The organism is Micromonospora sp. WMMD956 (genome assembly GCF_029626125.1).
In the GTDB taxonomy this organism is placed as follows: Bacteria; Actinomycetota; Actinomycetes; order Mycobacteriales; family Micromonosporaceae; genus Micromonospora; species Micromonospora carbonacea.
The window spans coordinates 2,977,547-3,003,607 of sequence record NZ_JARUBI010000005.1; the positions used below are offsets into that span (position 1 = coordinate 2,977,547).

Below are 26,061 nucleotides of genomic sequence, written 5' to 3' on the forward strand. Positions count from 1 at the left end.
GCTTGCTCACCAGGACCGCCCCCGCCAGGTCCAGGTCAGGACGAGGGCCAGGTAGCCGCCGCCGAGGACGCCGGTGACCGCGCCGACGGGCAGTTGTTGCCCGGGAACGAGCCGTTGGGCGAGCTGGTCGGCGGCGAGCAGCAGGGCGGCGCCGAGCGCCGCGCTCGTGGTCACCAGGGGCGCGGCGACGCGGGTGAGCCGGCGGGCCAGGTGGGGGGCGGCCAGGGCGACGAAGCCGACCGGCCCGGCGCCGGCGACGCCGACGGCGGTGAGCGCGACCGCGAGGGCCGTGGCGGTGAGGCGCTGCCGGCGCACGGGTACGCCGAGGCTGAGGGCCTTGTCGCCGCCGTTCTCGACGAGTCGCAGCCCCCGGGCCACCAGCACGGCGGGCGGCAGCAGCACGGCGAGCGCGCCGAGCAGCAGCGGCAGGTGGTGGCCGCTGCCGTTGAGGCTGCCGACGAGCCACACGGCGGCGTTCTGCGCGTCGGTCACCTCGGCGCGGGTCAGCAGGTACGCGTTGACGGAGGTGAGCAGGGCGGACAGGCCGATCCCGACGAGGATGAGGCGCTGCCCGGTCCCGCCGAGCAGCAGCGCCGCCCCGGCCACGGCGGCGCCGCCGAGCACCGCGCCCACCGCCGGGGTGAGCCGGTCGTCGCGCAGGACCAGCAGGACGACGAGCGCGCCGGTGGCCGCGCCGACGGTGAAGCCGACGATGTCGGGGCTGCCGAGGGGGTTTCGGCTGGCGCTCTGGAAGAGGGCGCCGGCCGCGCCGAGGGCCGCCCCGACGACGAGCGCGGTGCCGATCCGGGGCAGTCGCAGCTCGAAGAGGACGAACCGCAGGCCGGGGTTGCCGCCCCCGGTCAGCGCCGGCCACAGTTCGGGCAGTGGGGTGGCGTACCGGCCGCTGGCCAGGGCGGCGACGGCCAGGCCGGCGCTGAGCGCGAGCGCGACGAGGCAGGCGAGGGTGGCGCGGCGGGTCTGCCGACGGAGGGCGCGTCGGCCCGGACCGCTGGCGGGGGTGGTGATCATGGGCGGGGGATCCTCCGGGCGCGGATCAGGGCGATGAACACGGGGGCGCCGATGGCGCCCATGACGATCGCGACCTCGATCTCTCCGGGGCGGGCCAGGAGCCGGCCGAGCACGTCGGCGATGATCAGCAGGATCGGGCCGAGCAGGCTGCTGTAGGCGACGACCCAACCGAGCCGGGGGCCGCAGATCGCGCGGGCGGCGTGGGGGACGGCGAGCCCGAGGAACCCGATGGGACCGGCCACGGCGGTCGCGCCGCCGCAGAGCAGGGTGGTGGCGGCCAGCGCGAGCGCCCGGGTGCGCCCGGGGCTGACGCCCAGGGCCGCGCCACTGTCGTCGCCGAAGCGCAGCACGTCCAGCGGCCGGATCACGGCCACGGTGACGGCCACGCCGGCGAGCAGCGCGGGTGCCGCCGTGAGCAGGGCGGACAGCGGCTGGTCGGCGAGGCTGCCGACGGCCCAGAACCGGTACCGGTCGAACGCGGTCTGGTTCAGCAGGGTGACCCCGGCGACGATGCCGGTCAGGCAGGCGCCGACGGCCGCGCCGGCCAGGACCAGCCGGCCGTCCTCGGCCGTGCCCGGGCCCCGGGTGCCGCCGACGACGGTGACCAGGCCGGCGGCGACGCCCGCGCCGAGCAGGGCGAGCACGAGGTGGCCGCGTTGGCCGGTGACCCCGGCGAGGATGCCGGCCACCACCGCGGCGGCGGCGCCGGCGTTGACGCCCAGCAACCCGGGGTCGGCGAGGGGGTTGCGGGTCAGCGCCTGCATGAGGACGCCGGCCAGCGCCAGGGCCGCTCCGACGCAGATCGCGATCGCCGTACGGGGTAGCCGGACCTCCCAGACGACGAGGCTCGCCTCGCTGTCGCCGTGGGCGACGAGTTCCCGTAGCACGGTGCCGGGCGTCAGCGGCAGGGCGCCGACGACGAGGCTGGCGACGATCGACGCCAGCAGGGCGAGGGCACAGGCGAGCAGCCCGGCGGCGAGCAGGCGCGGGCGGCGTAAGCCGGTGGGGGTGGCTACCGACACTGTGACTCACTTCATGGTGGAACGTTCCATCGCTGGCTAAGGTAAACCTACCCTAAGCCCCATGGGAATCTCGTTTCGCCGCCCCTCAGAGGATCGAATGCCATGTCACACGCCCGCCCACGCCGGCTGAGAACACTCCTGACCGCCGCCACGCTGGCGCTCGTCACGCTCGTGGCCAGCGGTTGCGCCGGAGAGGAGGCGGGCCCGGCCGACGCGGCGTCCGGATCGGCCGGCGCCGCGTTCCCCACCACGCTCACCCACGCCTTCGGCACGACCACCATCGCCGCCAAGCCCGCGCGGATCGTGGTGGTGGGCCTCAAGGAACAGGACTACTTCCTCGCCCTCGGCGAGGTGCCCGTCGCGATCCGCGACTGGTACGGCAACATGCCGAACGCGACCTGGCCGTGGGCCCGGGAGCGGCTCGGCGGGGCCAAGCCGGAGGTGCTGGCCCGCGCCGAACTCGACTACGAACAGATCGCCGCGCTGCGCCCCGACGTCATCGTCGGACTCTCCTCCGGCATGTCCCGCCAGGAGTACGACCTGCTCGCGAAGATCGCCCCCACCGTCGCCCAGCCGGCGGGGGACGGCAGTTGGGCCGTGACCTGGCAGCAGATGACCCGGGCCGCCGGGCAGATCACCGGCCGCACCGCCGAGGCCGAGACGCTCGTCGCCGACCTGGAGAAGCGGATCGCCTCCGTCGCCGGCGCGCAGCCCCGCCTCAAGGGGGCCAGCACCGTGTTCGCCTCCACGTACGAAGGCCAGTACTACCTGTTCAGCCCCGAGACCACCGCCTCGAAGGTCCTGCTCGACCTCGGGTTGACCATGGCGCCCGAGGTCACCACGCTCACCGACAACGCCAACCAGTCCGCCACCATCAGCCGCGAACGGTTCGACCTGGTGGACGTGGACGTCGCCGTCTGGTCCGAGGCGGCCACCGACCCCGGCGTGACCACCCTGCTCGGCGACCCGCTCTACACCCGGTTGGACGTCCGCGCCCAGCGCCGCGAGGTCTTCCTCGGCACCGAGGCCAACGGCGCGCTGGCGTTCTCCTCCGTGCTGAGCCTGCCCTACGTGCTCGACAAGATCGTCCCCGCGCTCGCCGCCGCGGTCGACGGTGACCCGGCCACCGACTCGGAGTTCAGCGCGAAATGACCGACACGCTCACCCGGCCCGGCTTCTGGACCGCCACCGTGCACGAGGTCCGGCGGCTGACCCCGCACCTGCAACGGGTCGTCCTCGGCGGCCCCGACCTCGCCCGCTTCCCCGCCCTGGGCCTGCCGGACGAGTCGGTGACGCTCTACTTCCCCCGCCCCGGCGAGCCGGCCCCGCCGCCGATGACCCTGCGCGGCGACGTGTGGGGCTACCACGACGAGCCGCACCCGCCCACCGGTCGCAACTACTCCGTCCGGTCCGTCGACCCGGTCGGGGCGCGGCTCACCGTCGACTTCGCCCTGCACGACCACGGCTTCGCGACGTCCTGGGCGCAGCGGGCCGAGACCGGCGTCGGTCTCCTGCTGTGGCGCTGCCGCGCCTGGTTCCGCCCGCCGGCGGACACCCGGTGGCTGGTCCTCGCCGCCGACCTCGCCGGGCTGCCGGCCGCGACCCGCATCGTCGCGGAACGGACCCCCGGCGTACCGGTGCGGGTGCTGGTGGACCTGCCGGACCTGGCCGACGCCCGGGACCTGCTCGCCGCCGCCGGCGGCGACCCCACGGTGCAGATCGACGTGCGGGTCGGGGTCGGCAACGGCCACGGCCCGGGCAGCCTCGTCGACCGGCTGCGGGAGACGAGCCTGCCCGACGGCCCCGGCTACGTCTGGGTCGCGGGGGAGGCCGGCGAGTGCCGCCAGGCCCGGTCCGTGCTGCGCACCGTGCACCGCCTGCCCCGCGACCGCGCCGTCTGCGTCGGCTACTGGCGCACCGACGCGGCCGACTGGGAACACCGGTACGCCCGCTTCCGTCCCCTCCTCGACCAGGTCTACCAGGACGCCCTCGCGGCCGGGCTCAACCCGGTGGAAGCCGGTGACCGGATGGAGGAGGCGCTGGAACGGATGACCCGGTGACCGGCTCCGGCCCCCGGGTGGAGTCCCGCCACCACAGGCGCACCGGGTGCTCGTAGACCCCACCCGGGCCGCCGCCGACCAGGTCGTCGAGCAGGTCGGCGCAGCGGCGCCCGGCGTCCAACGGCGACAGGTCGAGCGCGGTGATCGGCGGTTGCCCCAGCCGCAGGGCGCTCGACTCGGTGGCGCTCGCCAGCAGGACGTCCCGCCCGACCCGGCGGCCCAGCCGGTGCAACACCTGCACGGCCAGCGGCGCGGTGTCCACCGAGGCGCACACCAGGGCGTCCACCCCCGGCCGGGCGAGCACCTGCTCGACCGCCCGGGACACCTCCGCCGGCGACGGCACCCACGGATGCTGCGCCGTGACGGCGGCGACGCCGTGCCGGGCGCACCAGTCGCGGTGTCCCGCCGCGAGCTGGGCCGCCCAGTCGCCGGTCTCCGGCGGCACCACCAGGGCGGGGCGCCGGGCGCCGGCGGCGGCCATCCGGTCCAGCAGCCCGGTCAGCGCCCGGTGGTGGTCCGCCCAGAGCACGACCTCCGGTCGCATCCCGTCCGGGGGACGTTCGAAGCACACGACCGGCATGCCGCCCCGCATCAGGACCGGCACGAACTCGTCGTCCTGGTGCGGGTCGGCCACGATCACCCCGTCGAGCGCCCGCGGCGACCGGTGCCCGGAGGCGGTCAGGATGGTGACGTCCCGGTCGCGGGCGGCGGCGCGCTCCATGATGCCGAAGACGAACCGCATGTAGAACTCCGAAGTGGACGGCACGCCGGGAACGTAGACCCCGATGGTGCCGGTGCGGCCACCCCGCAACTGCCGGGCCGCGCGGTTCGGGACGTAGCCCAGCTCGTCCATCGCCGCGCGGACCCGCTCCCGGGTCGCCTCGGAGACCCGGCCGGAACGCGACAGCACATTGGAGACGGTGGACTTGCCGACACCCGCCCGGCGCGCGACGTCGTGCAGCGTGACCGGACGGGGCATCGGCCCAGTCTAGGGAACCGGGCGCCGGCCGGGACACGGCACCACCACACCCCCCACGGAAGACGGTGACCCTCATGTCCAAGCACCATCCGGCCCCGCCGCGTGCGACGTCGCCCGTCGGCAACGACCATCGGCGACGACCCGCCGTGCTCGGCGCGGCGGGCGACGGGTGGGTCGAGTTCGACCTGCCCGGCGTCGGAATCGGCACCGCCGAGTATCCCGACGGTCCGACCGGCGTGACCGTCCTGAGCATCCCCGGCGGCGCGCGTACGGCCGTGGACAAGCGGGGCGGGGCCGTCGGCGTCAGCGGCGGGTTCCCGTACCACCATGCGTTGTGCTTCGCCGGCGGGTCGAGCTTCGGTCTCGCCGCCGCCTCCGGCGTCTACGACGAACTGCTCCGCCGCACCGGTTACGCGACCGACTTCGGCAGCCTGCCAGTGGTCTCCGGGGCCGTCGTCTACGACTTCACCCCCCGGGACAACGCCGTCTACCCGGACGCCCAGCTCGGTGCGGACGGGCTGCGCGCGGTACGCGCCGACGGGGTGGCCGTGGGCAGGGTCGGTGCCGGGGTCGGCGCGACCGTCGGCAAGGTCGACAACTCCCGCGCCGAGTGGGGCGGGCAGGGTGCGGCCTTCGCCCGGATCGGCGCGGCCCGGATGCTGGTGCTGACGGTGGTGAACGCGATGGGCGTGATCGTCGACCGCGCCGGCGACGTCGTGCGGGGCAACCTCGACCCGGCGACCGGCCGGCGTCGCCACCCGGCCGAGGACTACGCCGAGCTGCTCGCGGCGGCCACGCCGGACCCCGCGCCGGCCGGCGGCAACACCACCCTGACCGCCGTGGTCACCAACGTCCGGATGACCGACACCGAGCTCGCCCAGTTCGCCACCCAGGTGCACAGCTCCATGCACCGGGCGATCCAGCCCTTCCACACCATCGCCGACGGCGACACCCTGTTCGCCCTGACGACCGACGAGGTGACGGTGCCCTCCCCGTCGCTCCGGCTGGGCACGGTCGCCGCCGAACTGGCCTGGGACGCCGTCCTCGCCAGCGTCGCCGGCCCGTGACGAGAGTGCCCGCCGCGCCGGCCGGGACGGCCCCCGGTGCCGCCGCTCAGCGGGCCAGGGACACCAGCGTGCGCGGTCGCGCGGCGACCCGGGGCCGCCGGCAGTAGTACACGAACGCCGGCGGCACGTTGGCCCACACGGTGCGGCCGGTCACGACCTCCTCGAACCGGTCGCCCAGCGCCTGCCGCAGTCGCCGGGCGGCCGGGGCCCAGCGGGCGAACGTGTAGCCGAACGTGGTGAACGCCCCGTCCGGGGTGAGCGCGTCGGTGACGGCGTGCAGCAGCTCGTCCTGCTGGCCCCCGGCGAAGGCCGCCCACGGCAGCCCGCTCACGATCACGTCCGCCCGGCGGGGTCCCCGCCGCGACAGCACCGCGCCGAGGTCGCGGGCGTCGGCCACGGCCACGTCGACCCCGGGGTACCGGTCGGCCAGCAGGCCCGCGAACCGCTCGTTGACCTCGACCGCGAGGTGGTGACCCCGGCCGGCGAGCCGGCGCTGGATGGCGGCCGTGAACGCTCCGGTGCCGGGGCCGAGTTCGACCACCAGCGGCTCACCGGCGTCGGGCACGGGCGCGGTGACGAGATCGGCCAGCGGCGCGCCGCTGGGGGCGACGGCGGCGACGGTGAGCGGGTCGCGGAGGAACTCGCGCAGGAACTCCGCCCGGTGGTTGCCGCTCATCGCCCGGCCTGCTGACCGGCGAGCTGCGGCCGGTCCGACCCGGCCGGGGTGAGGAGCCGGGCGAGCCAGTCGGTGCGGGCGCGGCGGGCCTGGGCCGAGATGCGCGCCTGCGGGTACAGGGCGTCGAAGCCGTGGAAACCGCCGGCCCAGACGTGCAGCTCGGCCTGCCCGCCGGCGGCCCAGATGCGGGCGGCGTAGGCGACGGCCTCGTCGCGGAACACCTCGGCGGTGCCGGCGTCGACGTAGGTGTCCGGCAGGCCGGACAGGTCGTCGGCCGTCGCCGGGGAGACGTGCCCGGGCACGTCGTCGTCGGCCAGGTCGCCGAGCACCGACCGCCAGCCGAACTCGTTCATCTCGCGCGTCCACACGCCGGGTTCGCCGGAGTACTGGCGGCTGGAGGTGGTGTCGTTGTGGTGGTCGAGCATGGGGCAGATCAGCACCTGGGCGGCGATGCCCGGGCCGCCGCGGTCGCGGGCCAGCAGGGCGACCCCGGCGGTGAGACCGCCACCGGCGCTGACCCCGGCGACGATGATCCGGTCCGGGGCGACGCCCAGCTCGTCGGCGTGCGCGGCCACCCAGAGCAGGCCGTGGTAGCAGTCGTCGATCAGGTTGGTGCCGGTGGCCTCGGGGGCCAGCCGGTAGTCCACGGAGACCACGACGGCGCCGAACAGGTCGAGCCACTCCAGGGGGATGTCGATCTGGGAGAAGCGGTCGCCCATCACCATGCCGCCGCCGTGCATCCAGTAGACGCACGGGGCCGGCCCGGTGCGGTCCCGGCCGGCGGGGCTGAAGACGGACAGCGGGATGTCCCCGCCGTCCGGGCCGGCGATGCGGACCTCGCGCCGGGCGATCGCCCGGCCGTCGAGCAGCGGCTCCACGGGCATCGACGAGAACTGCCGGATCTGCGGGAGCACCTCGCGGTTGAGTTCGGGCACGAGCGGCATGTCGGCGAGGAGGGCGCGCAGCTCGGGGTCGACGGGGGGACGTGTCAGTGCCATGAGGGGTTTCCTGTCGTGTTCGAGGTGGAAGGACGGATTGCCGTGCGGGATCTCAGATGGTGGCCTTGCCGCCGACCGGCACCTCGTCGAGGTACGTCGACGCGCCGTCGAGCAGCGGCTGGAGCTGGGCCACCAGGGCCTGCGCCGCGTCCGTGGCGAAGAACCGGTGGTGCGCCTCCTCGGTCGTCCAGCCCTCGGTGACGTGGACGACGTCGGCGTCGGCGGCGGACCGGCCGACCAGGAAGACGACGCAGTCGTCGTTGGTGAGCGACGGCGAGGCGAGCAGGAAGTCGACCAGCTCGTCGCCCTTGCCGGGGCGGGCGGTCATGGTGGCGTGGAAGCCGTAGCTGACGGTCATCGGGCACTCTCCTCGGCGGCGGCCGCCGGATCCGGCGGCGACGGTGTTGCCTGGCTGGGCTCCACTCTCGGGGCCGGCCGGCCGGCCCCCATCAGTCATCCGACTTCCCAGTTCGGGCCGCCGCCGGCCGGTGACCTAGCCGGACGTGCCGGAACCGGGCAGTCCGGCGCCCGGGTGGGGCCGGCGTGGGCGGAGACGGCCAGGTCGGCCCGGCCGGCGACGCGGGCGGAGCCGCCGGTCCGAGCCGCGTCCCGGTGCACCGGCCCGGGGCCGCGAGGACCCTCCGCCGCCGGCACCTCGTCCCCGGGTTAGGTCATTCGACAGATGCGCGGGTCGGGAGCCCCACCGCACCATCGACGGCGTGACGCCATCAGGACGGGAACACCCCGCACCGCCGCCCAGCGTGCTGCGGATGCGCGAGGTCCGCGACCGGGCCCTGTTCGACCTCGACGACGGGCCGGTCACGCCGTCGAACCGGGCCGACCTGACGGCGACCACGCGCCTGCTCAACGTGTTGCTGGCGAGCCTGGTCGTGTCCTCGTTGCAGTACGAGCAGCACGCGCTGGCCGTCCGTGCCCCGTCGGCCCGGCCGCTCGCGGAGCTCCTGTTCGCCGGGGCCGACCGCGACCGTGGCGACGCTCGGCTGGTCGCCACCCGGATCCGGCAGCTCGGCTGCGCCGGCGACTACGACCCGCAGCACCTGAGCGCCCGGTCCCGGGTCGCCTTCCGGGCGTTCCCCGACGGTGACGTCGTCGGCATCGTGACGCAGAACCTCGTCGGGGCGCGGATCCTCGTTCAGACGTTGCAGGAGGCGGTGCGCTGGATCGGCGACGACGACCCCACCACGCGGCGGCTCCTGGAGCGGCTGCTCGAAGCGAAGGAGACGCAGGCCGACGAGCTCAGCGCGCAGCCTGCCCAGCAGCAGGCGGCGACAGCGCGTCCCGGAGCGCGGCCCGGGACGTGACGCCCAGCTTGGGGAAGATCCGGTACAGGTGGGCGCCGACGGTCCGGTGGGACAGGTACAGGCGCTCGGCGATCTGCTTGTTGGTCATGCCGCTCGCCGCCAGCTCCGCGATCTGGAGTTCCTGCGCCGTCAGCGCGGTCAGGTCACCCCGCTGCCGGGGGACCGGGCGGTGACCGCCAGCGCGCAGTTCCCCTTCCACCCGGTCGAGCCAGGGCTCGGCCGCCAGGGCGGCGAACCCGTCGCGCGCGGCGAGCAGGTGCCGCCGGGCCTCCGTCGCCGACCGGGTCCGCCGCAGCCGCTCCCCGAGGGCCAATCGCACCCGGGACGCGTCGAACAGCCACCGCCGGGTCGCGGCGTCGGCCAGCAGGGCCTCCAGGCGGGTCACCGACTCGTCGTCGTCGAGGACGAGAGCCTCCGCGCCGGCCTGGAGCAGGGCCATCCGGGGCGACAGGGCGGCCACGTCCGCGTCCCGCATCGCCCGGACGTGCGCCCGGGCCTCGGCCGTGCGCCCGGTGCGTACGGCTGCCTCGACCAGGTCGAACATCACCCAGGTGCAGTGCGGCACGTGGGAGGCGAGCACGCCGGGCGGGCTCATCGCGGCGGCGTGACCGAAGGCGGCGTCGTAGTCGCCCTGTCCCATGGCGGCGAGCACCCGGGGGTGCTGCGCGAACAACGCGGCGGCGGCGACGCCCCGGGGCAGCGCCCAGCGGGTGATCTCGTCGGCGAGCGCGTACGCCTCGTCGAACCGCCCCCGGCCGGCGGCGAGGATCGCCCGGTTGTACCTGAAGTACCACGCGAAGAACGAGAAGCCGCTGGTGTCGCAGGTCCGCTGGCCCTCGGCGGCGAGTTCCCCGGCCTCGTCCCAGCGGCCCGTCAGGAAGTCGTCGAGGCACAGGTGCATCAGGGCGCCGAGGTGCCGGCGGGGCGCGCCGCCGTCGCGCCCGTGCTGGACCAGCCGCCAGGACGCCTCCCGCGAGTCGCCGAGACGGTCGAGATACACCGAGGCCGTGCCGATCCGCATGACGCGGGTGGGGTCGGCGTCCTCGGTCAGCGTCCGCAGCACCGCGTCGATGCGGCCCAGCGCCGCCTTCCCGGTGCGCACCGGGTCGGCGAAGCTGTCGCTCGCCAGCGCGAGCACGTCCGGCGGCCGGGGCTGGATCCGGCGCAGCACCGCGAAGAAGGGCTCCCAGTACTCCGGGGTGCTGCCGTACCAGCACAGCAGCAGCAGGGTGTGCATGGCCTCGACGAGCGCGGGGTCGTCGGCCCGGTAGCCGTGGTCGCCGGTCTCGATGGCGCCCGCCAGCAGCCGGTGGGCGGTGTTCACGTCGCCGTCTCCGTTGATCATGAGGAAGGCGGTCGCGTTGGCCGCGTGCAGGGAGCCGGCCGAGTCGGGGGCCGCCCGCCTCGCGTCGGTCAACAGGATCTTCGCGTCGTCGATGGTGCCGCTGGCCTCCGCGCCGATGTACGCGGCCTCGGCGAGCCGCCGCCCCCGTCCGGCGCTGGTGGCGCTCAGCTCGGCGGCGCGGACCAGGGCCGCCACCGCGGCGAACCCGTCCCCGCGCCGCATCACCCGGTGCGCCGCCTCCTCCAGGAGCTCCGCCACCGCCTCGTCCGGGCCGACGGCCGCCGCCGCGAGGTGCCACGCGCGGCGTTCCCCGTCGTCGGGCAGGGCTCCGGCGAGGGCGACGTGCGCGGTGCGGCGCTCCTCGTGGGTGGACATGGCCACGACCGCCGACCGGATCAGCGGATGCCGGAACGCGATCCGGGCCGTGGCGTCGTCCACCCGGACGAGCTGCGCCCGCTCGGCGGGGGCCAGGTCGGCCAGGCTGGGCTGGTCGGGCAGGGCGGCGCGGAGCACCCGGACGTCGCCGGTGCCCTCGAAGGTGGCGAGCAGCAACACCCGCCGGGTCGCCTCGGGCAGCCCGGTCAACCGGGCCGCGAAGATCGCCTGCAACCGGTCGCTGAGGGGGACCACCTCGGGTTGCGTCTCCGTGCGCCGCACGGAACCCAGCAGCGTGGCGGGCAGCTCCATCAGCGCGAGGGGATTGCCCTGGGCGAGGTCGAGCAGGCGTCGGCGCACCCGCGCCGGCAACTGCGGGTGGCGGGCGTCGACCAGCCGCCCCGCGGCCTCGTCGTCGAGCGGCCCGACGACGTGCTCGGCCAGCCCCCGCAGGTCGAGGAAGCTCACCGAACCCGTTCTGGTCGACGCCAGCAGCCCGGCCCGGCGACCCGCCAGCCGCCGGGCGACGAAGCCCAGGACGACGGCGCTCGCCCGGTCGAGCCAGTGCACGTCGTCGACCACCAGCACGACCGGGCCGTCGGCCGTGAGCTCCGTGACGAGCAGCAGGGCGGCGTTGCAGACCAGGAGGACGTCCGGGGGCGTGCCGACGCCGAAGCCGAGCGCCACCGACAGCGCCTCGCGCGGGCCGGGCGGGAGGCGGTCGAGAGCCGCGTGCGCGGGCAGCAGCAGCTCGTGCAGGCCGGAGTAGCTGACGTCGGCCTCGAACTCCGACCCGGACGCCCGCAGCACGCGCATCCCGTCCGCGAGGGCGAACTCCGTCGCGGCGGTCATCAGGGCGGACTTGCCGACCCCCGGCTCGCCGCAGATCAGCCGCGCGCCGCCGCCCTGGCGTACACCGTCGAGGAACTCGGCGAGCTGCGCCAGGTCGGCGCGGCGTCCGAACAGTTCGCTACCGGCCACCCGTACCTCACGTGCCCGTCGTCGTCCGTCGGCCCCGGCCGACCTTGCCTTCCTGTCCGGGCAGGCTACCGGGGGCGTTCCGCCAACCGGACGTCCGTCCGGCAGGCGGGCAGGATCGCGCAAGGAAACGCGAGTTCTGGTCAACTGTCGTGGGACGTGACCCGCGGGGCGGTCCGGGCGTGCAGGCGGGCCGCGTCCTGACGGGGCGGGCCCCCGAACTGCCGGCGGTATTCGCGGCTGAACTGTGCAGGGCTCTCGTAGCCGACGCGGCGGCTGACCCCGGCGATGTCGCCGGGGCTGGCGGCGAGCAGCAGCCTCGCGCGTTGCAGGCGGATCTGCTTCTGGTACTGGATCGGGCTCATCGAGGTGACGGCCTGGAAGTTGCGGTGGAACGCGGAGACGCTCATCCCCGCCTGCTGCGCCACGTCCTCGACCCGGAAGGGCTGCGCAAAGTTGTCGCGGATCCACTGGACGGCCCGGGCGACGTGGCTGAGGCTGCTGTCGGGCAGGCCGAACTGGCGCAGGACGCCGCCCTGCTCGCCGGTGAGCAGCCGCCAGATGATCTCCCGCTTGATCAGGGGCGCGATCATGGGAATGTCGCGGGGCTGGTCGAGCAGGCGCAGCAACCGGACGGCGGCGTCGAGCAGCTCGACGGGGGCCCGGCTGACGGCCAGGCCCGCCGGTGTGTCGGCGGCAGGCTCCGGCAGGCCCGCCGGGTCCGCCTGGAGCAGCACCTCGGCGACGGCCGCCGGGTGGAGGGTCAGGCCGAAACCGAGCGCCGGCTCCTCCGGGCTGGCGCGGGCGAAGTGCGCGGTCACCGGCAGGTCGACCGAGGCGACGAGATAGTCGCCGGCCTGGTACTCGTACACGCGGTCGCCGAGCGCGAACCGCTTCGTGCCCTGGGCGACGAGGGCCAGCACCTTGCCGTAGGTGGTCGGCGTCGGCGGGTTGGGCCGGTCGGCGCGGAAGATACGGACATCGGGGATGCCCGTGCTCAGGTCGGGCCGGGCATGCCGGGCCAGCAGAACGCGCAGCTCGTCGAGTGGCATGCCCACCATTGAAGCACCGTGACCAGGAGCGGGGCCCTGGTCGATCCCGCCGCCGACCGGCGGATGGATCGCCCCCGAAGGGGGAACCGGAGGGCATGCGGATCAGCAGCGCGCCGGCGGTGGCGGCGTCGAGCGAGGAGACCGGCCCCGACGGGGTGCGCCGGCCCGGCGGCGAGGTGCACGCCTGGCTGCCCGGGCAGAACCAGACCCTGTGCGGGCTGCCCCTGAGCAGGGCCGGGCTGCGTCGCTTCCCGCACGTCCGCTTCGACTACTCCCCGACCGATGTGCTCACCGCCGCCGACGCGGTGGGCCACGTCTGCCCGCGCTGCCTGGCCGCCACCGGTCGCAGCCGGGACCGCCGGCAGCGGCAGAGCTGGGTACGCACCTCCCCCCGACCCTGAGGCTCCGCGCGGTTCGGCCCCCGCGCAGCGGGTACGGGGCCAGACATGCGGATCGTGGTGGTGGGAGCGAGCGGGAACGCCGGGACGGCGCTGCTGCGCCGGCTACGCCGGGAACGGGGCCTGGACCTGGTCGGGGTGGCCCGCCGTCCGCCCGGCCCGGACGCCGGTGAGCCGTACGACGGGCTGGCGTGGCACCCCTGCGACGTCGGGGCGCCGGGTGCCGCCGCCCGGCTGGCGGAGGTCTTCGCCGGGGCGGACGCGGTGGTCCACCTGGCCTGGCAGATCCAGCCCAGTCACGACCAGCGGGTGCTGCGCCGCACCAACGTCGACGGCAGCCGGGCCGTGGTCGACGCGGTGCTCCGCGCGCGGGTGCCCGCCCTGGTGTACGCGTCGTCCGTCGGCGCGTACGCGCCCGGCCCGAAGGACCACCCGGTCAGCGAGCGGTGGCCGACGACCGGGGTGCCCGGGTCGTCGTACAGCCGGGACAAGGCCGACGTGGAGGCGCTGCTCGACGGCGTCGAGCGGGAGCACCCGGGGCTGCGGGTCGTGCGGATGCGCCCCGGGCTGATCTTCCAGCGGGACGCCGGCACCGAGATCACCCGCTACTTCCTCGGGCCGCTGGCCCCGGTGCGGCTGCTGCGGTACGGCCGCCTGCCGCTGGTGCCCACGCACCGCCGCCTGCGGATGCAGGCCGTGCACGCCGACGACGTGGCCGACGCGTACGCCCGGGCGGTGCTGGGCGACGCGCGGGGCGCGTTCAACCTGGCGGCCGACCCGGTGCTCACCCCGGAGCTGGTGGCCCGGCACTTCCACGGCTGGACGGTGCCGGTGGCGGCCCCGCTGCTGCGCGGCGCGGCGGCGCTGACCTGGCGGGCCCGGCTGCAACCCGTGGACGCCGGCTGGGTGGAGCTGGCGCTGAACGCCCCGCTGATGTCCAGCGAGCGGGCCGAAGTCGAGCTGGGCTGGCGGCCGGGGACGGACGCGCTGGCCGCCCTGCGGGACCTCTTCGCCGGGATGGCGCACTGCGGGCACACCACCAGCCCGCCGATGTCCGCCGCCCCGGACCGGCCGGGCCGCCCGGCGGCCCTGCTGCGCGCCCGCCCGCCGGGCCAGACCAACCCCTACTGACTCCGCCCGCGCCGGGGGCTGCGCCTGGGCCACCTCGGCACCCTCAGGCGTGGGAGAGCGCGAAGGCGGTCAGGAAGCCGGCGACCGTGATCAGGCCGACCAGCAGGTGCGCGTCCTCGAACGCCTCGGGGACCATGGTGTCGGTGATCATCGCGAGGATCGCGCCGGCTGCCAGCGCGGTGATCGAGGCCAGCACCTCCGGCGGCGCGCCACCCAGCAGCGTGTGGCCGGCGAGCGCCGCGAGGCCGCTGACCAGGGCGATCCCGGCCCACAGGGCGAAGACGTACCGGCTGCTCCGGCCCGCCCGGCGCATCCCGGCGGCGCTGGACAGGCCCTCCGGCACGTTGCTGAGGAAGACCGCGACGACCGTGACCAGGCTGACCGGGCCGCCGGTGAGCAGACTCGCGCCGATCACCACCGACTCGGGGATCCCGTCGAGCAGCGCGCCCACCGCGATCGCCGACCCGGAGCCGGGCGCGTCCCGTTCCGACGGCTGCGCGCCGGAGCGCTTGCGGTGCCGCGCGCCCCGCCGGGCCAGCAGGACGTTCGCCCCGGTGTACGCGACCGCGCCGCCGGCCGCCCCGACCGCGGTGGGCAACAGGCCGCCCTGCTCGTGCGCCTCGGCGATCAGCTCGAAGGAGACGGCGGAGAGCAGCACCCCGGCCCCGAAGGCCATGATCGACGCGATGACCCGGCGCGGTACGGGCACGAACCAGCCCAGCGCCGCCCCGAGCAGCAGCGCCGACCCGGCCAGCAGCCCCCAACCACCCGCTTGCGACCATTCCGGCACCCGCAGGACGCTACCCGCGCCCCCGAGCCGCGAAACAGCACCCGCTCGTCGCGGCCAGGGTCTAGAAGTCCGCGAAGAGGTATGGCAACCGGCGGGGGAAGAGCCGGCGCAGCTCGGCGGCGGCGTCCGCCGGCACCCGGCCCAGGCCCCGGACGTCGACCTCCGCCGGGTCCAGCACCCCGTACGCCAGGGCGCTGAGCCCGGCCGCCGTGAGCGTCGCCGCCGGCACGGACCCCGCGGTGCCGGCGTCGCCGGGCAGCTCCAGCCGACCGGTCGCGCCGTCGAGCAGGTGGGTGCCGGCGAGCCACCGGTCCCCGGTCAACTCCACCCGGACCCGGCCCGGCCCGGCGGGGAGGCCGGCCAGCGCGTCGAGCGAGAGCAGCCGGGCCATCGGCGCGGACGACCCTGGCCGGGCGACCCGCGCCTCGACGTGCACGGCCAGGTCGGTCAGCCACAGCTCGGGCAGCTCGTCCGCCGGGACCCGCAGGCGGACCCGCTCCACCTGGTCGACGTGCCGGGCGAGGAACTGCAGGATCAGGGCCCGGGCGTACGGGTCGGCGACCAGCAGGTCGTCGCCGATCAGCTCGCCGCCGTGGTCGTCGATCCGGTACGTCAGCACGCCGACCGTCTCGCCGTCGACGCGGGCGGTGAGCTGCCACCGGTCGTCGTCGTCACGCTGCCGCACCGCCCGCGTCTCGGGGAAGACCGCGAACCCGTGCCGTTCGGCCAGGCAGCGCTCGGTGAAGGCGCGGTGGTCGGCGTACCCGACGCCGCTGCGACCCCAGGCCAGCTCGCCGGGCAGGTCCGCGCGCAGCAGCGGGGCCAGGTCGGCCGGGGCGAAGGCCACCGAACGCGCCCGGGGCAGCCCGACGTAGCCGAAGCGTTCGTAGAACGACGCGCGGAACGGGTACAGCGTGGTCAGCGGGTGCCCCTCGTCGCGCATCTCGTCGAGGAGCTGGCGCAGCAGGTCCCGGACGTGCCCGCGCCGCCGCGCCAGCGGGTGGGTGGCGACCCCGGCGACGCCGGCCATCGGCAGCACCGCCCCGCGCAGGTTCTGCCGCATCGGGATGGCCGACACGGTGGCCACCGTCTCGCCGCCCTCCTCGGCGACGAGGGTGCGGGTGGCCTCGTGGTAGGGCAGGTAGCTGCGGAACTCCTCGGCCCGCCCGGCCCGCATCGGGGACGCCTCGAAGGCGTACGCCTGGAGCGGGAAGGAGGTGGCCGGCCGCTCGGCGTTGGTCAACCGGCGGATGGTCATGCGAGCGCGCTGACGTCGGAGACGACGACGGTGACGTTGTCGGGCGCGCCGGCCTGGTGGGCGAGCTTCACGAGCTGCTCGCCGCACTGCTGGCGGTCGCCGTACATGGCGAGGGCGGCGGCGATCGCCGCGTCGTCCACGTAGTCGGAGAGCCCGTCGCTGCACAGCAGCAGCCGGTCGCCGCCGAAGACGGTGAGCGTGCCGATCGCCGGGGGCGTGTCGGCGCCCTGCACGGCGCGGGTCACCAGCGACCGCTGCGGGTGGTGCCGCGCCTGGTCCGGGGAGAGCGCGCCCTGGTCGACGAGCGCCTGCACGAACGTGTCGTCCCGGGTGAGCTGGGTCAGCTCGTTGTCCCGCAGCAGGTAGCAGCGGGAGTCGCCGACCTGCGCGAGGACCAGGACGTCCCCGGCGAGCAGGCCGGCCGTGAGCGTCGTACCCATGCCCTCGCGCGCGGGGTCGACGGAGATGGCGGCCCGGATCCGCTGGTTGGCGGTGCTCACCACGGCCCGCAGCGCGTCGGCGGCCCCCTCGGTCGTGGTGGGCGGGTCCAGCTCGTCGAGGATGCGGATGACGATCTCGCTCGCCACCTCACCAGCCGGCAGGCCACCCATCCCGTCGGCGACGGCGACGAGGCGGTCACCGGCGAGGGCGGAATCCTCGTTGTTGGTCCGCACGAGGCCGACGTCGTTGAGGATGGCCGAGCGGAGGATCAGCGTCATACGACAAGCTTGCCAAGAAGACCCGCCCGGCGTCTCTACGCCCTCCGGGGTCGGCCCGAAAAGAATCTTGTGTCGGCGCGGGTGGCCGACCGGCCGGCGGCCCGAACGGTCGACCGGCCCGACGGGTCAGCGGCGGGGGTAGCGCAGCAGCAGACTCGCCCACACCTCCTCGTCGCCGATCGCCGCGTAGCCGTGCGGCACGTCCGACGTCCAACGCAGGTGGCCGCCGGGACCGGCGGTCAGCGGGGCGTCCACCGGCCCGGCGCGCAGCTGCCCGGCGAAGACGGTGACGTGCTCGGTGACCCCGGGCTGGTGCGCGGGGGAGAGCTGCCCGACGCCGGGGGCGACCCGCATCCGGTACAGCTCGTACGTCGCCCCGGCCTCGGTGAACACCTCCAGCAGGGTGGCGCTCACCGCCGCCCCGCGCACCGTGGGGGTCGCCGCCGGCCCGGAGAGGGCCGCGGTCAGCGGCACCCCGAGCTGGGCGGTCACGGCGTAGAGCGTCTCCAGGGTGGGGTTGCGGGTGCCGTTCTCCAGGCCGGAGAGGGTGGCCTTGCCCACCCCGGCGAGCCGGGCCAGCGTGGACAGTGACAGGCCGCGCTCCTCGCGCAGGGCGCGCACCCGGGCGCCGACCGTGCCGGCGTCCGTGACTGCCTGCTCCCGGGCTGCCTGCTCCCGGGCCGTTCGGGGGGTTGGTGTCGGCGACTCCATCCCGCTATCGTGCTACACGCCATCGTTCCGTAAACGGAACGGCGAAGGGGGAAGACGTGGCCGGCCTGCTGCAACCCGTGCTCGCCGGGGTGGTGACCGCGCTCGTCGGCTTCGCCAGCTCGTTCACCGTCGTGCTCGCCGGGCTGCGCGCCGTCGGCGCCGACGAGCGGCAGGCCGCCTCCGGGCTGCTCGCGGTCAGCGTCGCGTCCGGCCTCTGCGCGGTGTGGCTGGGCCTGCGTCACCGGCTGCCGATGGCGATCGCCTGGTCCACCCCCGGTGCGGCGCTGCTGGTGGCCACCGGCCCGGTCCCCGGCGGCTGGCCGGCGGCCGTCGGCGCGTTCGTCGTCTGCGGTGCGCTGATCGTCGCCGCCGGCCTCTTCCCGGCCCTCGGCCGGGCGGTGGCCGCGATCCCCGGGCCGATCGCCGCCGCGATGCTGGCCGGGGTGCTGCTGCCGCTGTGCACCGCGCCGGTCCGCGCCCTGGTCGAGGTGCCGAAGCTGGCCGCGCCGGTGGTCGTCACCTGGCTCGTCCTGCACCGCTTCGCCCGGCGCTGGGCGGTGCCCGCCGCGCTCGTCGCGGCGGCGGTCGCCATCGCCGCGACCACGCCGGGCGGCATCGGCGCGCACGGCCTGCGGCCGGTGTTCGTGCTCACCGCGCCCGAGTGGACGGTGCCGGCGGTGATCGGTCTGGCCCTGCCGCTGTTCCTGGTCACCATGGCCGCGCAGAACGTCCCCGGCATGGCGGTGCTCACCGGGTACGGCTACCGCCCCCCGCTAGGCTCCGCGCTGCGGGTCACCGGCCTGGCCAGCGCGATCGGTGCGCCCGTCGGCGGGCACGCGGTCAACCTCGCCGCGATCACCGCCGCGCTGGCCGCCGGCCCCGACGCCCACCCGGACCCGGAGCGCCGCTGGGTCGCCTCGGTCACGGCGGGGGTCGGGCTGGCGCTGCTCGGCCTCGGCGCGGGCGTCGCCACCGCCCTCGTGCTGCTCTCCCCGCCCGTGCTGATCGAGGCCGTGGCGGGGCTCGCGCTGCTCGCCGCGCTCGCCGGCGCGGTGTCGGCGGCCGTCGCCGACCCGGCGACCCGGGAGGCGGCCGTGGTGACCTTCGTCGTCACCGCCTCCGGAGTGAGCCTGCTCGGCGTCGGGGGCGCGTTCTGGGGGCTGCTCGCCGGCTGGCTGATGCTGCTGTTGCTGCGTCGCCGCCGCGCGGGCGACCACGCCGCGCCGACTGCGCCCGCCGCGCCGGTCGAGCCGGCTCCGGTCGAGCCGCCCGCGCCCGTCGAGCCCGCGCGGTCGGTTCCGCCGGTCGAGCCGGTAGCGCTCGTCGAGCCCGTCGAGCCGGCGTCGGCTGGGCGGGCGTCGGCTGGGCGGGCGTCGGCTGGGCCGGCGGAGCGCTAGATCGACTCCATGTCGGCGACATGGTGGGGAAAACCGCCCCGGGATACCCCAATGTCGCCGACATGAAGTCGATCAAGGGGCCCGGAGTCGACCAACCGGAGTCGACCAAGTGGCCCGGGGCGGTCAAGGCCGACGGCGATCGAGGCCCGCTGGGGTCACTCCTCGGCGGGGAGGCTCGCCGCGAGGACGCCGAGGCGTACCCGGCCGTCGGCGACGGCGGCGATCTGGTCGGCGAGCACGTAGACCGCGCCGGTCGGGGCGTGGTCGGTGGAGACCTTCAGGTAGCCGGTGCGCAGCAGGCGGGCGGCCAGGTCGGCCGGGACGTCCGGCTCCTCGACCGCCGCGGATTCGATCAACTCGTCCAGGCTGCCGCCCGGGTCGGCGGTGGGGGCGGTCGACGCCTGCACGGTCAGCGCGTTCGGGTCGCCCCGCTGGACGAGGTCCACGGTGCCGACCTCGACGCCGGTCACGTCGACCACGGGCATCCCGGTGGTGACGCGGGAGATGCCCGCCTGCTGATCCGTCCCCTGCTGTTCCATCCCGGGGCGGTTCCCGCCCGGCCACCGGACTAAACGCCGCGCCGGTCAGGCCCACCCGGACGGCGGCCGGGGGGACAGTTCCCGCCACCCGTCCGCCCCGGCGAGCAGCGCGCGGACGGTCTCCTCGGCCTCCTCCGCGCTCGGGTGCTCGTAGAACCGGGAGACCCCCTCCGCGCCCCCGGCGCGCTGCTCGACGTGCCACCGGTCGCCGTCGACCCGGAGGAAGACGTCCCGCCGGGCCAGCCGCCCCCATTTGCCGTTCCACCAGTGCTTACGCTGCTCCATGGCCGGACTCTATCGAACATGTGTACGACAGCGCCCGGCCCCCACGGGAATCCCGTGAGGGCCGGTGTGTGTCGGTGGGCGTCAGCGCGCGGCCGGGGGCTCCGGGTTGCGGCCGAGCACGTCGTCCAGGGCGCCCCGCTGCTGGCCGGGGGTGGTGTGGCCGGCGGCCACCAGCGCGTCCCGGATCTCGGTGAGCAGCTTGACCTCCTCGCTGGGGGCGGCCGGCGGCGGCTCCTCGCCGCGCTTGCGCCGCTCGGCCAGCCTGTTCATCGGGAAGACGACCAGGAAGTAGAGCGCCGCCGCGGTGAGCGCGAAGGTGATCGCCGCGTTGACGAAGGCGACCCAGTCGAAGGCGATGCCCCGGAACGTCGGGGCCGTGCCGGCGATTCCCTTCTCGCTGCCGGTGATCAGCAGCACGAAGACGCGGATCAGCGGGTCCAGGAACGACTTGGTCAGCTGGGTGACCACGCCCGTGAACGCCGCGCCGATGACGACGCCGACCGCGAGGTCGACGACGTTGCCGCGCATGATGAAGTCCTTGAAGCCCTTGAGCATCCGTCACTCCCGTGGTGTCCGGTTCGGTTTCCCGGGCAACCTATTCCCCCGGGGAGGGCTCCAGGAAAGCACCAGCCTCCCGGGCCGCCAAGGCCGGGTCGCCGGCCCGGATCGCGTCCACCAGCCGGGCGTGGTCGACGTACCGCTCGGGCTCCAGTGCGTCGCCGGTCGCCTGGCTGATCGTGCTGCGCAGCGCCGTGCCGACCGACGCGTACAGCTCGGCGAGCATGCGGTTGTGTGCGGCGGCCACCACCGCCGTGTGCAGGGCCGCGTCGGCCTCGACGAACTCGTCGACCCGGCCCGCGCGCCAGGCGGCCTCCCGGGCGGCGAGCGCGCCGTCGAGGGCGGCCAGGTCCGCCGGGGTACGCCGCAGCGCGGCCAGTCGCGCCGCCTCCACCTCGAAGGCGCGGCGCACCTCGACGACCTCGGTCATCCGGTCGTCGGTGAGTCGGCGGGCCACCACGGGGGCCAGCTCGTCGGTCGACACCACGTACGTCCCGGAGCCCTGCCGGCACTCCAGCACCCCGGCGTGCACCAGGGCCCGGACGGCCTCCCGGACGGTGTTGCGCCCCACCCCGAGGGCGGCGACGAGCTGCGGCTCGGTGGGGATGCGGCCGCCCACCGGCCACTCGCCGCCGAGGATGCGGGCCCGGAGCTGCTCGGTCGTCTGCCGGACGCGTTGCCCCCGGGGCGGCGGCGCGGCGGCACCGGGCGGGGATGCCGAGTCGGGCGGGGGCGTGGGGTCGGGTCGGGCGGCCGGGCCGGGCGGAGGTGCGGAATCAGCCGACGGTGGCACTGGTTACATCACCTGCCCAGGATTCATCCCATGATTGTAGGTTGAAGACCATGACCCCGCCACCGACCGTCATCGCGGAACCCGTCACCGGGGCAGCCCGGCCCCGACCGACCGTCGACGTGGCCCCGGCCCCCGCGCCCGTCGCCCCGGCCCCCGGCCCGAAGCCCGCGACCGGCGGCCTGCTGGTGCTGGCCGGGATGCTGCTGGTCGCCCTCAACCTGCGCGCCGCCGTGACCAGCCTCGGCGCGCTGCTCGGCGAGGTCCGCACCGGCCTCGGGCTCTCCGGGGCGATGGCCGGGCTCGTCACCACCCTGCCGACGATCGCCTTCGCCGGGCTCGGCGCGCTCACCCCCTGGCTGGTCCGGCGGTACGCCCCGGCCCGGGTGCTCGTGGTCGCCATGACGGCCCTCGCCGTCGGGCAGGTGCTGCGCGTGGTCACCGACTCCGCGCTGGTCTTCGTGGCCACCAGCGCGCTCGCGCTGGCCGGCATCGCGGTGGCGAACATCCTGCTGCCGATGCTGGTGAAGCAGCACTTCCCGCACCGCACCGGGCTGGTCACCGGGGCGTACACGATGGCGTTGACGACGGGCACGACGGTGGCCGCCGCGTCGGCGGTGCCGGTGGCGCACGCCTTCGGCTCCTGGCGGGCCGGGCTCGGGGTCTGGGCCGGGCTGGCCGCGCTGGCCGTACTCCCGTGGGTGCCCCTGGCGCTGCGGGCCCGCGCCGCGCGACGGGCCGCCACCGGCGCGGTGGCCGTCGCCGCCCCGGCCCGGGTGCGGCCGGCGCGGACGCGGCTCGGCTGGGCGATGGCGGTCTACTTCGGCGCGCAGTCGCTGAGCGGGTACGCGATCATGGGCTGGCTGGCCCAGCTCTTCCGCGACGCCGGCTTCCGCCCGGAGACGGCCGGGCTGCTGCTGGCCGGGGTGACCGCGCTCGGCGTGCCGGTGGCGCTGCTGATGCCGACGCTCGCCGGCCGGCTGCGGACGCTGCGCCCGCTGGTGTTCGGGCTGACCGCCTTCTCGGCCGTGTCCTACCTGGGGCTGGCGCTCGCGCCGCGCGGCGGCGCGCTGCTCTGGGTGGCCCTGCTCGCCCTCGGCCAGGGCGCGTTCCCGCTGATCCTCACCACCATCGGGCTGCGCGCCCGCACGGCGGAGGGGACGGTGGCGCTGTCGGCGTTCGCGCAGAGCACCGGCTATGTGATCGCGGCGCTCGGGCCGCTGCTGGTCGGCGTCCTCTACGAGGCGACCGGCGGGTGGACCGCGCCGATCGGGTTCCTGCTCGTCGCCCTCGCCGTGCAGACGGGCGCGGGCCTGGTCATCGCCCGCCCCCGCTTCGTCGAGGACGAGCGCTGAGCGGGACGGTCAGGAGGAGGTCGGCGTGGGGTCGCCCGCGACGGCCTGCTCCACCGTCGGGTAGGTGTGCAGCACCTCGACGAGCCCGCTGACCTCCAGGATGCGCAGCACCCCGCGCTGCGGCGCGGCCAGCCGGACCACGCCCCCGGCCTCGTCGCAGCTGTTCTTGGCGCGCACGAACACCGACAGCCCGGTCGAGTCGCAGAACGAAACCTCCGCTAGGTCGAACACGAGACGGCTGCGGCCCTTGTCCAGCAGGTCCGTGATCTGGTCCTGGAGCTGCGGGGCCGTCGCCATGTCCAGCTCGCCCGCGACCGACACGACGACCACGTCGCCGCGCTGTTCCGTCTGCACCGTCAAGGACATTCGCCGACCTCCTGCTGTTATCGGTGGAACCGTATCCCACGAGCGGGGTTCGGCGCAGAACCGGGAGCGCCGGGGTGCCGGTCGTCATGTCGTTGCCGTGGGACAACTACTTCCCGGCTACCCGGTGGTAGAGTCCGGCCGATCCAGGTCCTAGGGAGGATGCCGTGGCGTTGAGCGCGGAGGAAAGCGGTCGCCTGACCGGTCTGCTCGACGAGCACGCCGAGCGGATCACCCAGCGTTGGGCGGAGCTGCTGGCCGCCTCGCTACGCGGCCGGCTCAGCCAGGCGGAGCTGCGTCGCCAGGTGCAGGAGCTGCACCACGCCGTCATCGAGGCCGCCCGCGGCGGCGGGTTCGATCTGGAGTCCGAGTCGGCCGGCGAGCTGCGCGCCGTGCTGGCCGAGCTGTCCCGGGGCCGGGCCCGGCAGGGCTTCACCGCCACCGAGACGGCGATCAGCGTGTACGCCCTCAAGGACGTCCTGCTGGAGCTGCTGGAGGCCGACGCCGCCGACACGGCGCTGCGCGACTACGTGGCCTTCTCCGCCCTGGTCGACCAGATGGGGCTGTTCACCTTCGAGAGCTTCGTCCGCACCCGGGAGAGCCTGATCGCCGACCAGGCCGAGCAGCTGCTCGAACTCTCCACCCCGGTCGTCAAGATCTGGGAGGGCGTGGTCGCCGTCCCGCTGGTGGGCACGCTCGACTCCGCCCGCGCCCAGGTGGTGATGGAGCGGCTGCTCCAGACCCTCGTCGACACCAGCTCGCCGTACGCGATCATCGACATCACCGGCGTGCCGGCGGTCGACACCCAGGTCGCCCAGCACATCCTCAAGACCGTGGTGGCCGCCCGGCTGATGGGCGCCGACTGCATCATCTCCGGCATCCGTCCGCAGATCGCCCAGACCATCGTCGCCCTCGGCATCGAGTTCGGCGACATCGCCACCAAGGCCAGCCTCGCCGACGCGCTGCGACACGTGCTGCGGCTGACAGGCGTGGAAACGGCGCGCCGCCAGCCGCGCCGGGAGTCCTGATGGAGCGGGTGCCGGTCCTGAAGATCGGCGACATCCTGCTCGTCTCGATCCAGGTCGACATGTCCGACCAGACGGCGGTGCAGCTCCAGGAGGACCTGGCCGAGCGGATCGTCGCCACCGGCTGCCACGGCGTGATCATCGACATCACGGCGCTGGACATCGTCGACTCGTTCGTCGGCCGGATGCTCTCCACCATCGCCTCCATCTCCAAGGTGCTCGACGCCGAGACGGTGGTGGTCGGGATGCGTCCCGCCGTCGCCATCACCCTGGTCGAGCTGGGCCTGTCGCTCAACGGCATCCGCACCGCTCTCAACGTGGAGCGGGGCATGGAGCTGATCGCGGCGACCCGCGACGACCACTACGACGTCGACGAGCCCGGCGACCAGCCCACGGACACGAGGTGACCGCGGGCGTCGACCTGGGCCACCCGCAGGCCCAGGCGATCCGCAGCGACGAGGACGTGGTGCGGGTCCGCCAGCTGGTGCGTACGGTCGCGGTGGCGGTCCGGCTCTCGCTGGTCGACCAGACGAAGCTGGTCACCGCCGCCAGCGAACTCGCGCGCAACACCCTGGTCTACGGCGGCGGCGGCAGCGCCGAGGTGTCCGTCGTGGACAACGGCCTGCGGCGCGGGGTGCGGATCGTCTTCGCCGACGACGGCCCCGGCATCGCCGACCTGGACCTGGCCCTCACCGACGGCTACACCACCGGCGGCGGCCTCGGGCTCGGCCTCAGCGGCGCCCGCCGCCTCGTCGACGAGTTCGCCATCGACACCGGCCCGGGGCGCGGCACCCGGATCACGGTCACCAAGTGGTCCCGATGACCCCGGACGCCGTTTCCGACCACGGCCTCTGGTTCCGGGTCGAGAGCGGCAGCGCGGCCAGCTCGGTCCGGCGGGCCGCCGAACGGCTGGGCGCGCAGCTCGGCATCGGCGACGCCCGCACCGCCGACCTGGCCATCGTCGCCGCCGAGCTGACCAGCAACCTGGTCAAGCACGCCGAGGACGGCGTGCTGCTGCTGCGCCCCGTGCGCGTCGGCGACCGGGCCGGCGTGGAACTCGTCGCCATCGACTCCGGGCCGGGCATGGCCGACCTCACGGTCTCCTCCCGGGACGGGCACTCCACCGCCGGCACGCTCGGCATCGGCCTCGGCGCCATCATGCGCCAGGCGGACTGGTTCGACGGCTACTCCCGTCCCGGCCGGGGCACCGTCCTCGCCGTGCAGGTCTGGCCGAAGGGGCCCGCCCCGGAGCAGTCCTGGGCCGGGGCGCTGACCCGGCCGCTGACCGGAGAGCAGGTCAGCGGCGACGGGTACGCCGTCCGGGTCGCCGAGGGGCGGCACCAGGTGTTCGTCTGCGACGGGCTCGGGCACGGCCCCCTGGCCGCGTCCGCGACCGACGCGGCGCTCGCCGCGTTCCGGGCCGCCCCGGCCGCCCCGCCGGCCGCCGTGGTGCAGCACCTGCACCGGTCGATGTCGCACACCCGGGGGGCCGCGCTGGCCGTCGCCGAGCTGGACGGGGAGGCCCACCTGCTCCGGTACGCCGGACTCGGCAACATCGCGGCGACCGTGCTCGCCGAGGGCGAGCGGCGGCGCGGGCTCGTCTCCCTGCCCGGCATCGCCGGCCACCAGCGACCCGTCGTCCGCGAATACGAGTACGCCTTCCCCGCCGGGGCGACGCTGGTGATGCACAGTGACGGGGTGGCGGACCGCTGGCAGCTCGACGACTATCCCGGCCTGGCCGGGCGTGCCCCGCTGGTGCTGGCCGCGACCGTGCTGCGCGATGCCGGGGTGCGGCGGGACGACGCGTGCGTACTCGCCGCGAGGGCGCCCTGGTGACGG

General features: G+C 75.5%; 29 protein-coding genes. 12 read left to right on the forward strand and 17 right to left on the reverse strand.

Going from position 1 to position 26,061, the window contains the following annotated elements; translation table 11 throughout:
• Positions 1-6: 6 nt before the first annotated feature.
• On the reverse strand, positions 7-1,029 hold the full coding sequence (locus O7628_RS13740) for an iron chelate uptake ABC transporter family permease subunit (protein ID WP_278130832.1): 1,023 nt from the start codon (positions 1,027-1,029) through the stop codon (positions 7-9).
• Entirely contained in the window at positions 1,026-2,051 is a 1,026-nt protein-coding gene (locus O7628_RS13745; RefSeq protein ID WP_278130835.1) for an iron ABC transporter permease, read from the reverse strand. Before O7628_RS13745 ends, O7628_RS13740 begins: the two co-directional genes overlap by 4 nt.
• A 102-nt stretch (positions 2,052-2,153) precedes the next feature.
• Here O7628_RS13745 and O7628_RS13750 point away from each other — a divergent pair, with 102 nt between their 5' ends.
• Both O7628_RS13750 and O7628_RS13755 read left to right on the forward strand, forming a co-directional pair.
• Positions 2,154-3,203, forward strand: coding sequence for an ABC transporter substrate-binding protein (locus O7628_RS13750; protein ID WP_278130837.1), 1,050 nt, complete (start codon positions 2,154-2,156; stop codon positions 3,201-3,203).
• Complete coding sequence (locus tag O7628_RS13755) at positions 3,200-4,111, forward strand: siderophore-interacting protein (protein ID WP_278130840.1); 912 nt, start codon at positions 3,200-3,202, stop codon at positions 4,109-4,111. The genes O7628_RS13750 and O7628_RS13755 overlap by 4 nt, the downstream gene beginning before the upstream one ends.
• On the opposite strand, the gene O7628_RS13760 is transcribed toward O7628_RS13755, so the two are convergent.
• A complete protein-coding gene (locus O7628_RS13760) occupies positions 4,053-5,090 on the reverse strand; it encodes a LacI family DNA-binding transcriptional regulator (protein WP_278130842.1) in 1,038 nt (345 codons plus the stop codon). The two genes, O7628_RS13755 and O7628_RS13760, sit on opposite strands and share 59 nt — an antisense overlap.
• Positions 5,091-5,164: 74 nt before the next feature.
• Between O7628_RS13760 and O7628_RS13765 the strand changes: the two genes are divergently transcribed.
• Positions 5,165-6,157 (forward strand): P1 family peptidase, encoded by a 993-nt coding sequence (locus O7628_RS13765; RefSeq protein WP_278130844.1) that lies wholly within the window; start codon positions 5,165-5,167, stop codon positions 6,155-6,157.
• Positions 6,158-6,203: 46 nt separating this feature from the next.
• On the opposite strand, the gene O7628_RS13770 is transcribed toward O7628_RS13765, so the two are convergent.
• The 3 genes from O7628_RS13770 to O7628_RS13780 are packed head-to-tail and all read right to left on the reverse strand — an operon-like array spanning position 6,204 to position 8,189.
• Positions 6,204-6,833: a methyltransferase domain-containing protein gene (locus tag O7628_RS13770; protein ID WP_278130845.1), complete on the reverse strand. Its 630-nt coding sequence runs from the start codon at positions 6,831-6,833 to the stop codon at positions 6,204-6,206.
• Positions 6,830-7,831 carry an alpha/beta hydrolase gene (locus O7628_RS13775; RefSeq protein WP_278130847.1) on the reverse strand — a complete coding sequence of 334 codons (1,002 nt, stop codon included), beginning with the start codon at positions 7,829-7,831 and terminating at the stop codon, positions 6,830-6,832. Before O7628_RS13775 ends, O7628_RS13770 begins: the two co-directional genes overlap by 4 nt.
• Positions 7,832-7,883: 52 nt before the next feature.
• On the reverse strand, positions 7,884-8,189 hold the full coding sequence (locus O7628_RS13780) for an antibiotic biosynthesis monooxygenase (RefSeq protein WP_278130849.1): 306 nt from the start codon (positions 8,187-8,189) through the stop codon (positions 7,884-7,886).
• A gap of 361 nt (positions 8,190-8,550) precedes the next feature.
• On the opposite strand from O7628_RS13780, the gene O7628_RS13785 reads away from it, so the two are divergent.
• Positions 8,551-9,153 carry a ferritin-like domain-containing protein gene (locus O7628_RS13785; RefSeq protein WP_278130851.1) on the forward strand — a complete coding sequence of 201 codons (603 nt, stop codon included), beginning with the start codon at positions 8,551-8,553 and terminating at the stop codon, positions 9,151-9,153.
• Here the strand turns inward: O7628_RS13785 and O7628_RS13790 are convergent.
• Together O7628_RS13790 and O7628_RS13795 are read right to left on the reverse strand one after the other, a co-directional pair.
• Positions 9,089-11,854: a LuxR family transcriptional regulator gene (locus O7628_RS13790; RefSeq protein ID WP_278130853.1), complete on the reverse strand. Its 2,766-nt coding sequence runs from the start codon at positions 11,852-11,854 to the stop codon at positions 9,089-9,091. The genes O7628_RS13785 and O7628_RS13790 overlap by 65 nt on opposite strands.
• Before the next feature lie 140 nt (positions 11,855-11,994).
• On the reverse strand, positions 11,995-12,903 hold the full coding sequence (locus tag O7628_RS13795) for an AraC family transcriptional regulator (RefSeq protein ID WP_178062918.1): 909 nt from the start codon (positions 12,901-12,903) through the stop codon (positions 11,995-11,997).
• A gap of 95 nt (positions 12,904-12,998) precedes the next feature.
• On the opposite strand from O7628_RS13795, the gene O7628_RS13800 reads away from it, so the two are divergent.
• Positions 12,999-13,304, forward strand: coding sequence for a hypothetical protein (locus O7628_RS13800; RefSeq protein ID WP_178062919.1), 306 nt, complete (start codon positions 12,999-13,001; stop codon positions 13,302-13,304).
• A gap of 45 nt (positions 13,305-13,349) precedes the next feature.
• Positions 13,350-14,432, forward strand: a complete 1,083-nt coding sequence (locus O7628_RS13805) for an NAD-dependent epimerase/dehydratase family protein (RefSeq protein ID WP_278130855.1) — start codon at positions 13,350-13,352, stop codon at positions 14,430-14,432.
• A 43-nt stretch (positions 14,433-14,475) separates the two neighbouring features.
• Here O7628_RS13805 and O7628_RS13810 read toward each other — a convergent pair whose 3' ends face one another.
• The 4 genes from O7628_RS13810 to O7628_RS13825 all read right to left on the reverse strand — a co-directional run bounded on the left by O7628_RS13810 (position 14,476) and on the right by O7628_RS13825 (position 17,910).
• Positions 14,476-15,222: a ZIP family zinc transporter gene (locus tag O7628_RS13810; protein ID WP_278130857.1), complete on the reverse strand. Its 747-nt coding sequence runs from the start codon at positions 15,220-15,222 to the stop codon at positions 14,476-14,478.
• A gap of 61 nt (positions 15,223-15,283) precedes the next feature.
• A complete protein-coding gene (locus O7628_RS13815; RefSeq protein WP_278130858.1) occupies positions 15,284-16,480 on the reverse strand; it encodes a GNAT family N-acetyltransferase in 1,197 nt (398 codons plus the stop codon).
• Complete coding sequence (locus tag O7628_RS13820; protein WP_278130859.1) at positions 16,477-17,199, reverse strand: protein phosphatase 2C domain-containing protein; 723 nt, start codon at positions 17,197-17,199, stop codon at positions 16,477-16,479. Before O7628_RS13820 ends, O7628_RS13815 begins: the two co-directional genes overlap by 4 nt.
• A gap of 126 nt (positions 17,200-17,325) precedes the next feature.
• The gene (locus O7628_RS13825) at positions 17,326-17,910 is read right to left on the reverse strand and encodes an XRE family transcriptional regulator (RefSeq protein WP_278130861.1); all 585 of its coding nucleotides are present in this window, start codon (positions 17,908-17,910) and stop codon (positions 17,326-17,328) included.
• Between the two features lie 56 nt (positions 17,911-17,966).
• On the opposite strand from O7628_RS13825, the gene O7628_RS13830 reads away from it, so the two are divergent.
• Positions 17,967-19,307 (forward strand): benzoate/H(+) symporter BenE family transporter, encoded by a 1,341-nt coding sequence (locus O7628_RS13830; RefSeq protein ID WP_278130863.1) that lies wholly within the window; start codon positions 17,967-17,969, stop codon positions 19,305-19,307.
• Between the two features lie 155 nt (positions 19,308-19,462).
• Here O7628_RS13830 and O7628_RS13835 read toward each other — a convergent pair whose 3' ends face one another.
• The 4 genes from O7628_RS13835 to O7628_RS13850 form a co-directional block, all read right to left on the reverse strand.
• Entirely contained in the window at positions 19,463-19,846 is a 384-nt protein-coding gene (locus O7628_RS13835; RefSeq protein WP_278130865.1) for a hypothetical protein, read from the reverse strand.
• 45 nt (positions 19,847-19,891) lie between these two features.
• Positions 19,892-20,131 carry a hypothetical protein gene (locus O7628_RS13840; protein ID WP_278130867.1) on the reverse strand — a complete coding sequence of 80 codons (240 nt, stop codon included), beginning with the start codon at positions 20,129-20,131 and terminating at the stop codon, positions 19,892-19,894.
• 81 nt (positions 20,132-20,212) lie between these two features.
• Positions 20,213-20,686 carry a large conductance mechanosensitive channel protein MscL gene (gene mscL, locus O7628_RS13845; protein ID WP_278130868.1) on the reverse strand — a complete coding sequence of 158 codons (474 nt, stop codon included), beginning with the start codon at positions 20,684-20,686 and terminating at the stop codon, positions 20,213-20,215.
• A 40-nt stretch (positions 20,687-20,726) separates the two neighbouring features.
• Positions 20,727-21,482, reverse strand: coding sequence for an FCD domain-containing protein (locus tag O7628_RS13850; RefSeq protein WP_278130870.1), 756 nt, complete (start codon positions 21,480-21,482; stop codon positions 20,727-20,729).
• Positions 21,483-21,679: 197 nt separating this feature from the next.
• Here O7628_RS13850 and O7628_RS13855 point away from each other — a divergent pair, with 197 nt between their 5' ends.
• Positions 21,680-22,834, forward strand: coding sequence for an MFS transporter (locus tag O7628_RS13855; protein WP_278136306.1), 1,155 nt, complete (start codon positions 21,680-21,682; stop codon positions 22,832-22,834).
• 9 nt (positions 22,835-22,843) lie between these two features.
• On the opposite strand, the gene O7628_RS13860 is transcribed toward O7628_RS13855, so the two are convergent.
• A complete protein-coding gene (locus O7628_RS13860; protein WP_178062926.1) occupies positions 22,844-23,200 on the reverse strand; it encodes an STAS domain-containing protein in 357 nt (118 codons plus the stop codon).
• A gap of 164 nt (positions 23,201-23,364) precedes the next feature.
• Between O7628_RS13860 and O7628_RS13865 the strand changes: the two genes are divergently transcribed.
• Genes O7628_RS13865 through O7628_RS13880 form a run of 4 tightly spaced genes read left to right on the forward strand, consistent with a single transcriptional unit; the run spans position 23,365 to position 26,058 of the window.
• On the forward strand, positions 23,365-24,225 hold the full coding sequence (locus tag O7628_RS13865; protein WP_278130873.1) for an STAS domain-containing protein: 861 nt from the start codon (positions 23,365-23,367) through the stop codon (positions 24,223-24,225).
• Positions 24,225-24,629, forward strand: coding sequence for an STAS domain-containing protein (locus O7628_RS13870; protein ID WP_278130875.1), 405 nt, complete (start codon positions 24,225-24,227; stop codon positions 24,627-24,629). The genes O7628_RS13865 and O7628_RS13870 overlap by 1 nt, the downstream gene beginning before the upstream one ends.
• Entirely contained in the window at positions 24,626-25,045 is a 420-nt protein-coding gene (locus tag O7628_RS13875; RefSeq protein ID WP_178062929.1) for an ATP-binding protein, read from the forward strand. Before O7628_RS13870 ends, O7628_RS13875 begins: the two co-directional genes overlap by 4 nt.
• The gene (locus O7628_RS13880) at positions 25,042-26,058 is read left to right on the forward strand and encodes an ATP-binding SpoIIE family protein phosphatase (RefSeq protein WP_278130877.1); all 1,017 of its coding nucleotides are present in this window, start codon (positions 25,042-25,044) and stop codon (positions 26,056-26,058) included. Before O7628_RS13875 ends, O7628_RS13880 begins: the two co-directional genes overlap by 4 nt.
• The last annotated feature ends 3 nt before the right edge of the window (positions 26,059-26,061 follow it).

Excerpts from the sequence above, each read along its gene's own strand:
- O7628_RS13740 (WP_278130832.1), bottom strand. The coding sequence starts at position 1,029 with ATGATCACCACCCCCGCCAGCGGTCCGGGCCGACGCGCCCTCCGTCGG.
- O7628_RS13750 (WP_278130837.1), top strand. The coding sequence starts at position 2,154 with ATGTCACACGCCCGCCCACGCCGGCTGAGAACACTCCTGACCGCCGCC.
- O7628_RS13755 (WP_278130840.1), top strand. The coding sequence starts at position 3,200 with ATGACCGACACGCTCACCCGGCCCGGCTTCTGGACCGCCACCGTGCAC.
- O7628_RS13760 (WP_278130842.1), bottom strand. The coding sequence starts at position 5,090 with ATGCCCCGTCCGGTCACGCTGCACGACGTCGCGCGCCGGGCGGGTGTC.
- O7628_RS13765 (WP_278130844.1), top strand. The coding sequence starts at position 5,165 with ATGTCCAAGCACCATCCGGCCCCGCCGCGTGCGACGTCGCCCGTCGGC.
- O7628_RS13770 (WP_278130845.1), bottom strand. The coding sequence starts at position 6,833 with ATGAGCGGCAACCACCGGGCGGAGTTCCTGCGCGAGTTCCTCCGCGAC.
- O7628_RS13775 (WP_278130847.1), bottom strand. The coding sequence starts at position 7,831 with ATGGCACTGACACGTCCCCCCGTCGACCCCGAGCTGCGCGCCCTCCTC.
- O7628_RS13780 (WP_278130849.1), bottom strand. The coding sequence starts at position 8,189 with ATGACCGTCAGCTACGGCTTCCACGCCACCATGACCGCCCGCCCCGGC.
- O7628_RS13795 (WP_178062918.1), bottom strand. The coding sequence starts at position 12,903 with ATGCCACTCGACGAGCTGCGCGTTCTGCTGGCCCGGCATGCCCGGCCC.
- O7628_RS13800 (WP_178062919.1), top strand. The coding sequence starts at position 12,999 with ATGCGGATCAGCAGCGCGCCGGCGGTGGCGGCGTCGAGCGAGGAGACC.
- O7628_RS13805 (WP_278130855.1), top strand. The coding sequence starts at position 13,350 with ATGCGGATCGTGGTGGTGGGAGCGAGCGGGAACGCCGGGACGGCGCTG.
- O7628_RS13815 (WP_278130858.1), bottom strand. The coding sequence starts at position 16,480 with ATGACCATCCGCCGGTTGACCAACGCCGAGCGGCCGGCCACCTCCTTC.
- O7628_RS13820 (WP_278130859.1), bottom strand. The coding sequence starts at position 17,199 with ATGACGCTGATCCTCCGCTCGGCCATCCTCAACGACGTCGGCCTCGTG.
- O7628_RS13825 (WP_278130861.1), bottom strand. The coding sequence starts at position 17,910 with ATGGAGTCGCCGACACCAACCCCCCGAACGGCCCGGGAGCAGGCAGCC.
- O7628_RS13835 (WP_278130865.1), bottom strand. The coding sequence starts at position 19,846 with ATGGAACAGCAGGGGACGGATCAGCAGGCGGGCATCTCCCGCGTCACC.
- O7628_RS13840 (WP_278130867.1), bottom strand. The coding sequence starts at position 20,131 with ATGGAGCAGCGTAAGCACTGGTGGAACGGCAAATGGGGGCGGCTGGCC.
- mscL (WP_278130868.1), bottom strand. The coding sequence starts at position 20,686 with ATGCTCAAGGGCTTCAAGGACTTCATCATGCGCGGCAACGTCGTCGAC.
- O7628_RS13855 (WP_278136306.1), top strand. The coding sequence starts at position 21,680 with ATGCTGCTGGTCGCCCTCAACCTGCGCGCCGCCGTGACCAGCCTCGGC.
- O7628_RS13860 (WP_178062926.1), bottom strand. The coding sequence starts at position 23,200 with ATGTCCTTGACGGTGCAGACGGAACAGCGCGGCGACGTGGTCGTCGTG.
- O7628_RS13870 (WP_278130875.1), top strand. The coding sequence starts at position 24,225 with ATGGAGCGGGTGCCGGTCCTGAAGATCGGCGACATCCTGCTCGTCTCG.
- O7628_RS13880 (WP_278130877.1), top strand. The coding sequence starts at position 25,042 with ATGACCCCGGACGCCGTTTCCGACCACGGCCTCTGGTTCCGGGTCGAG.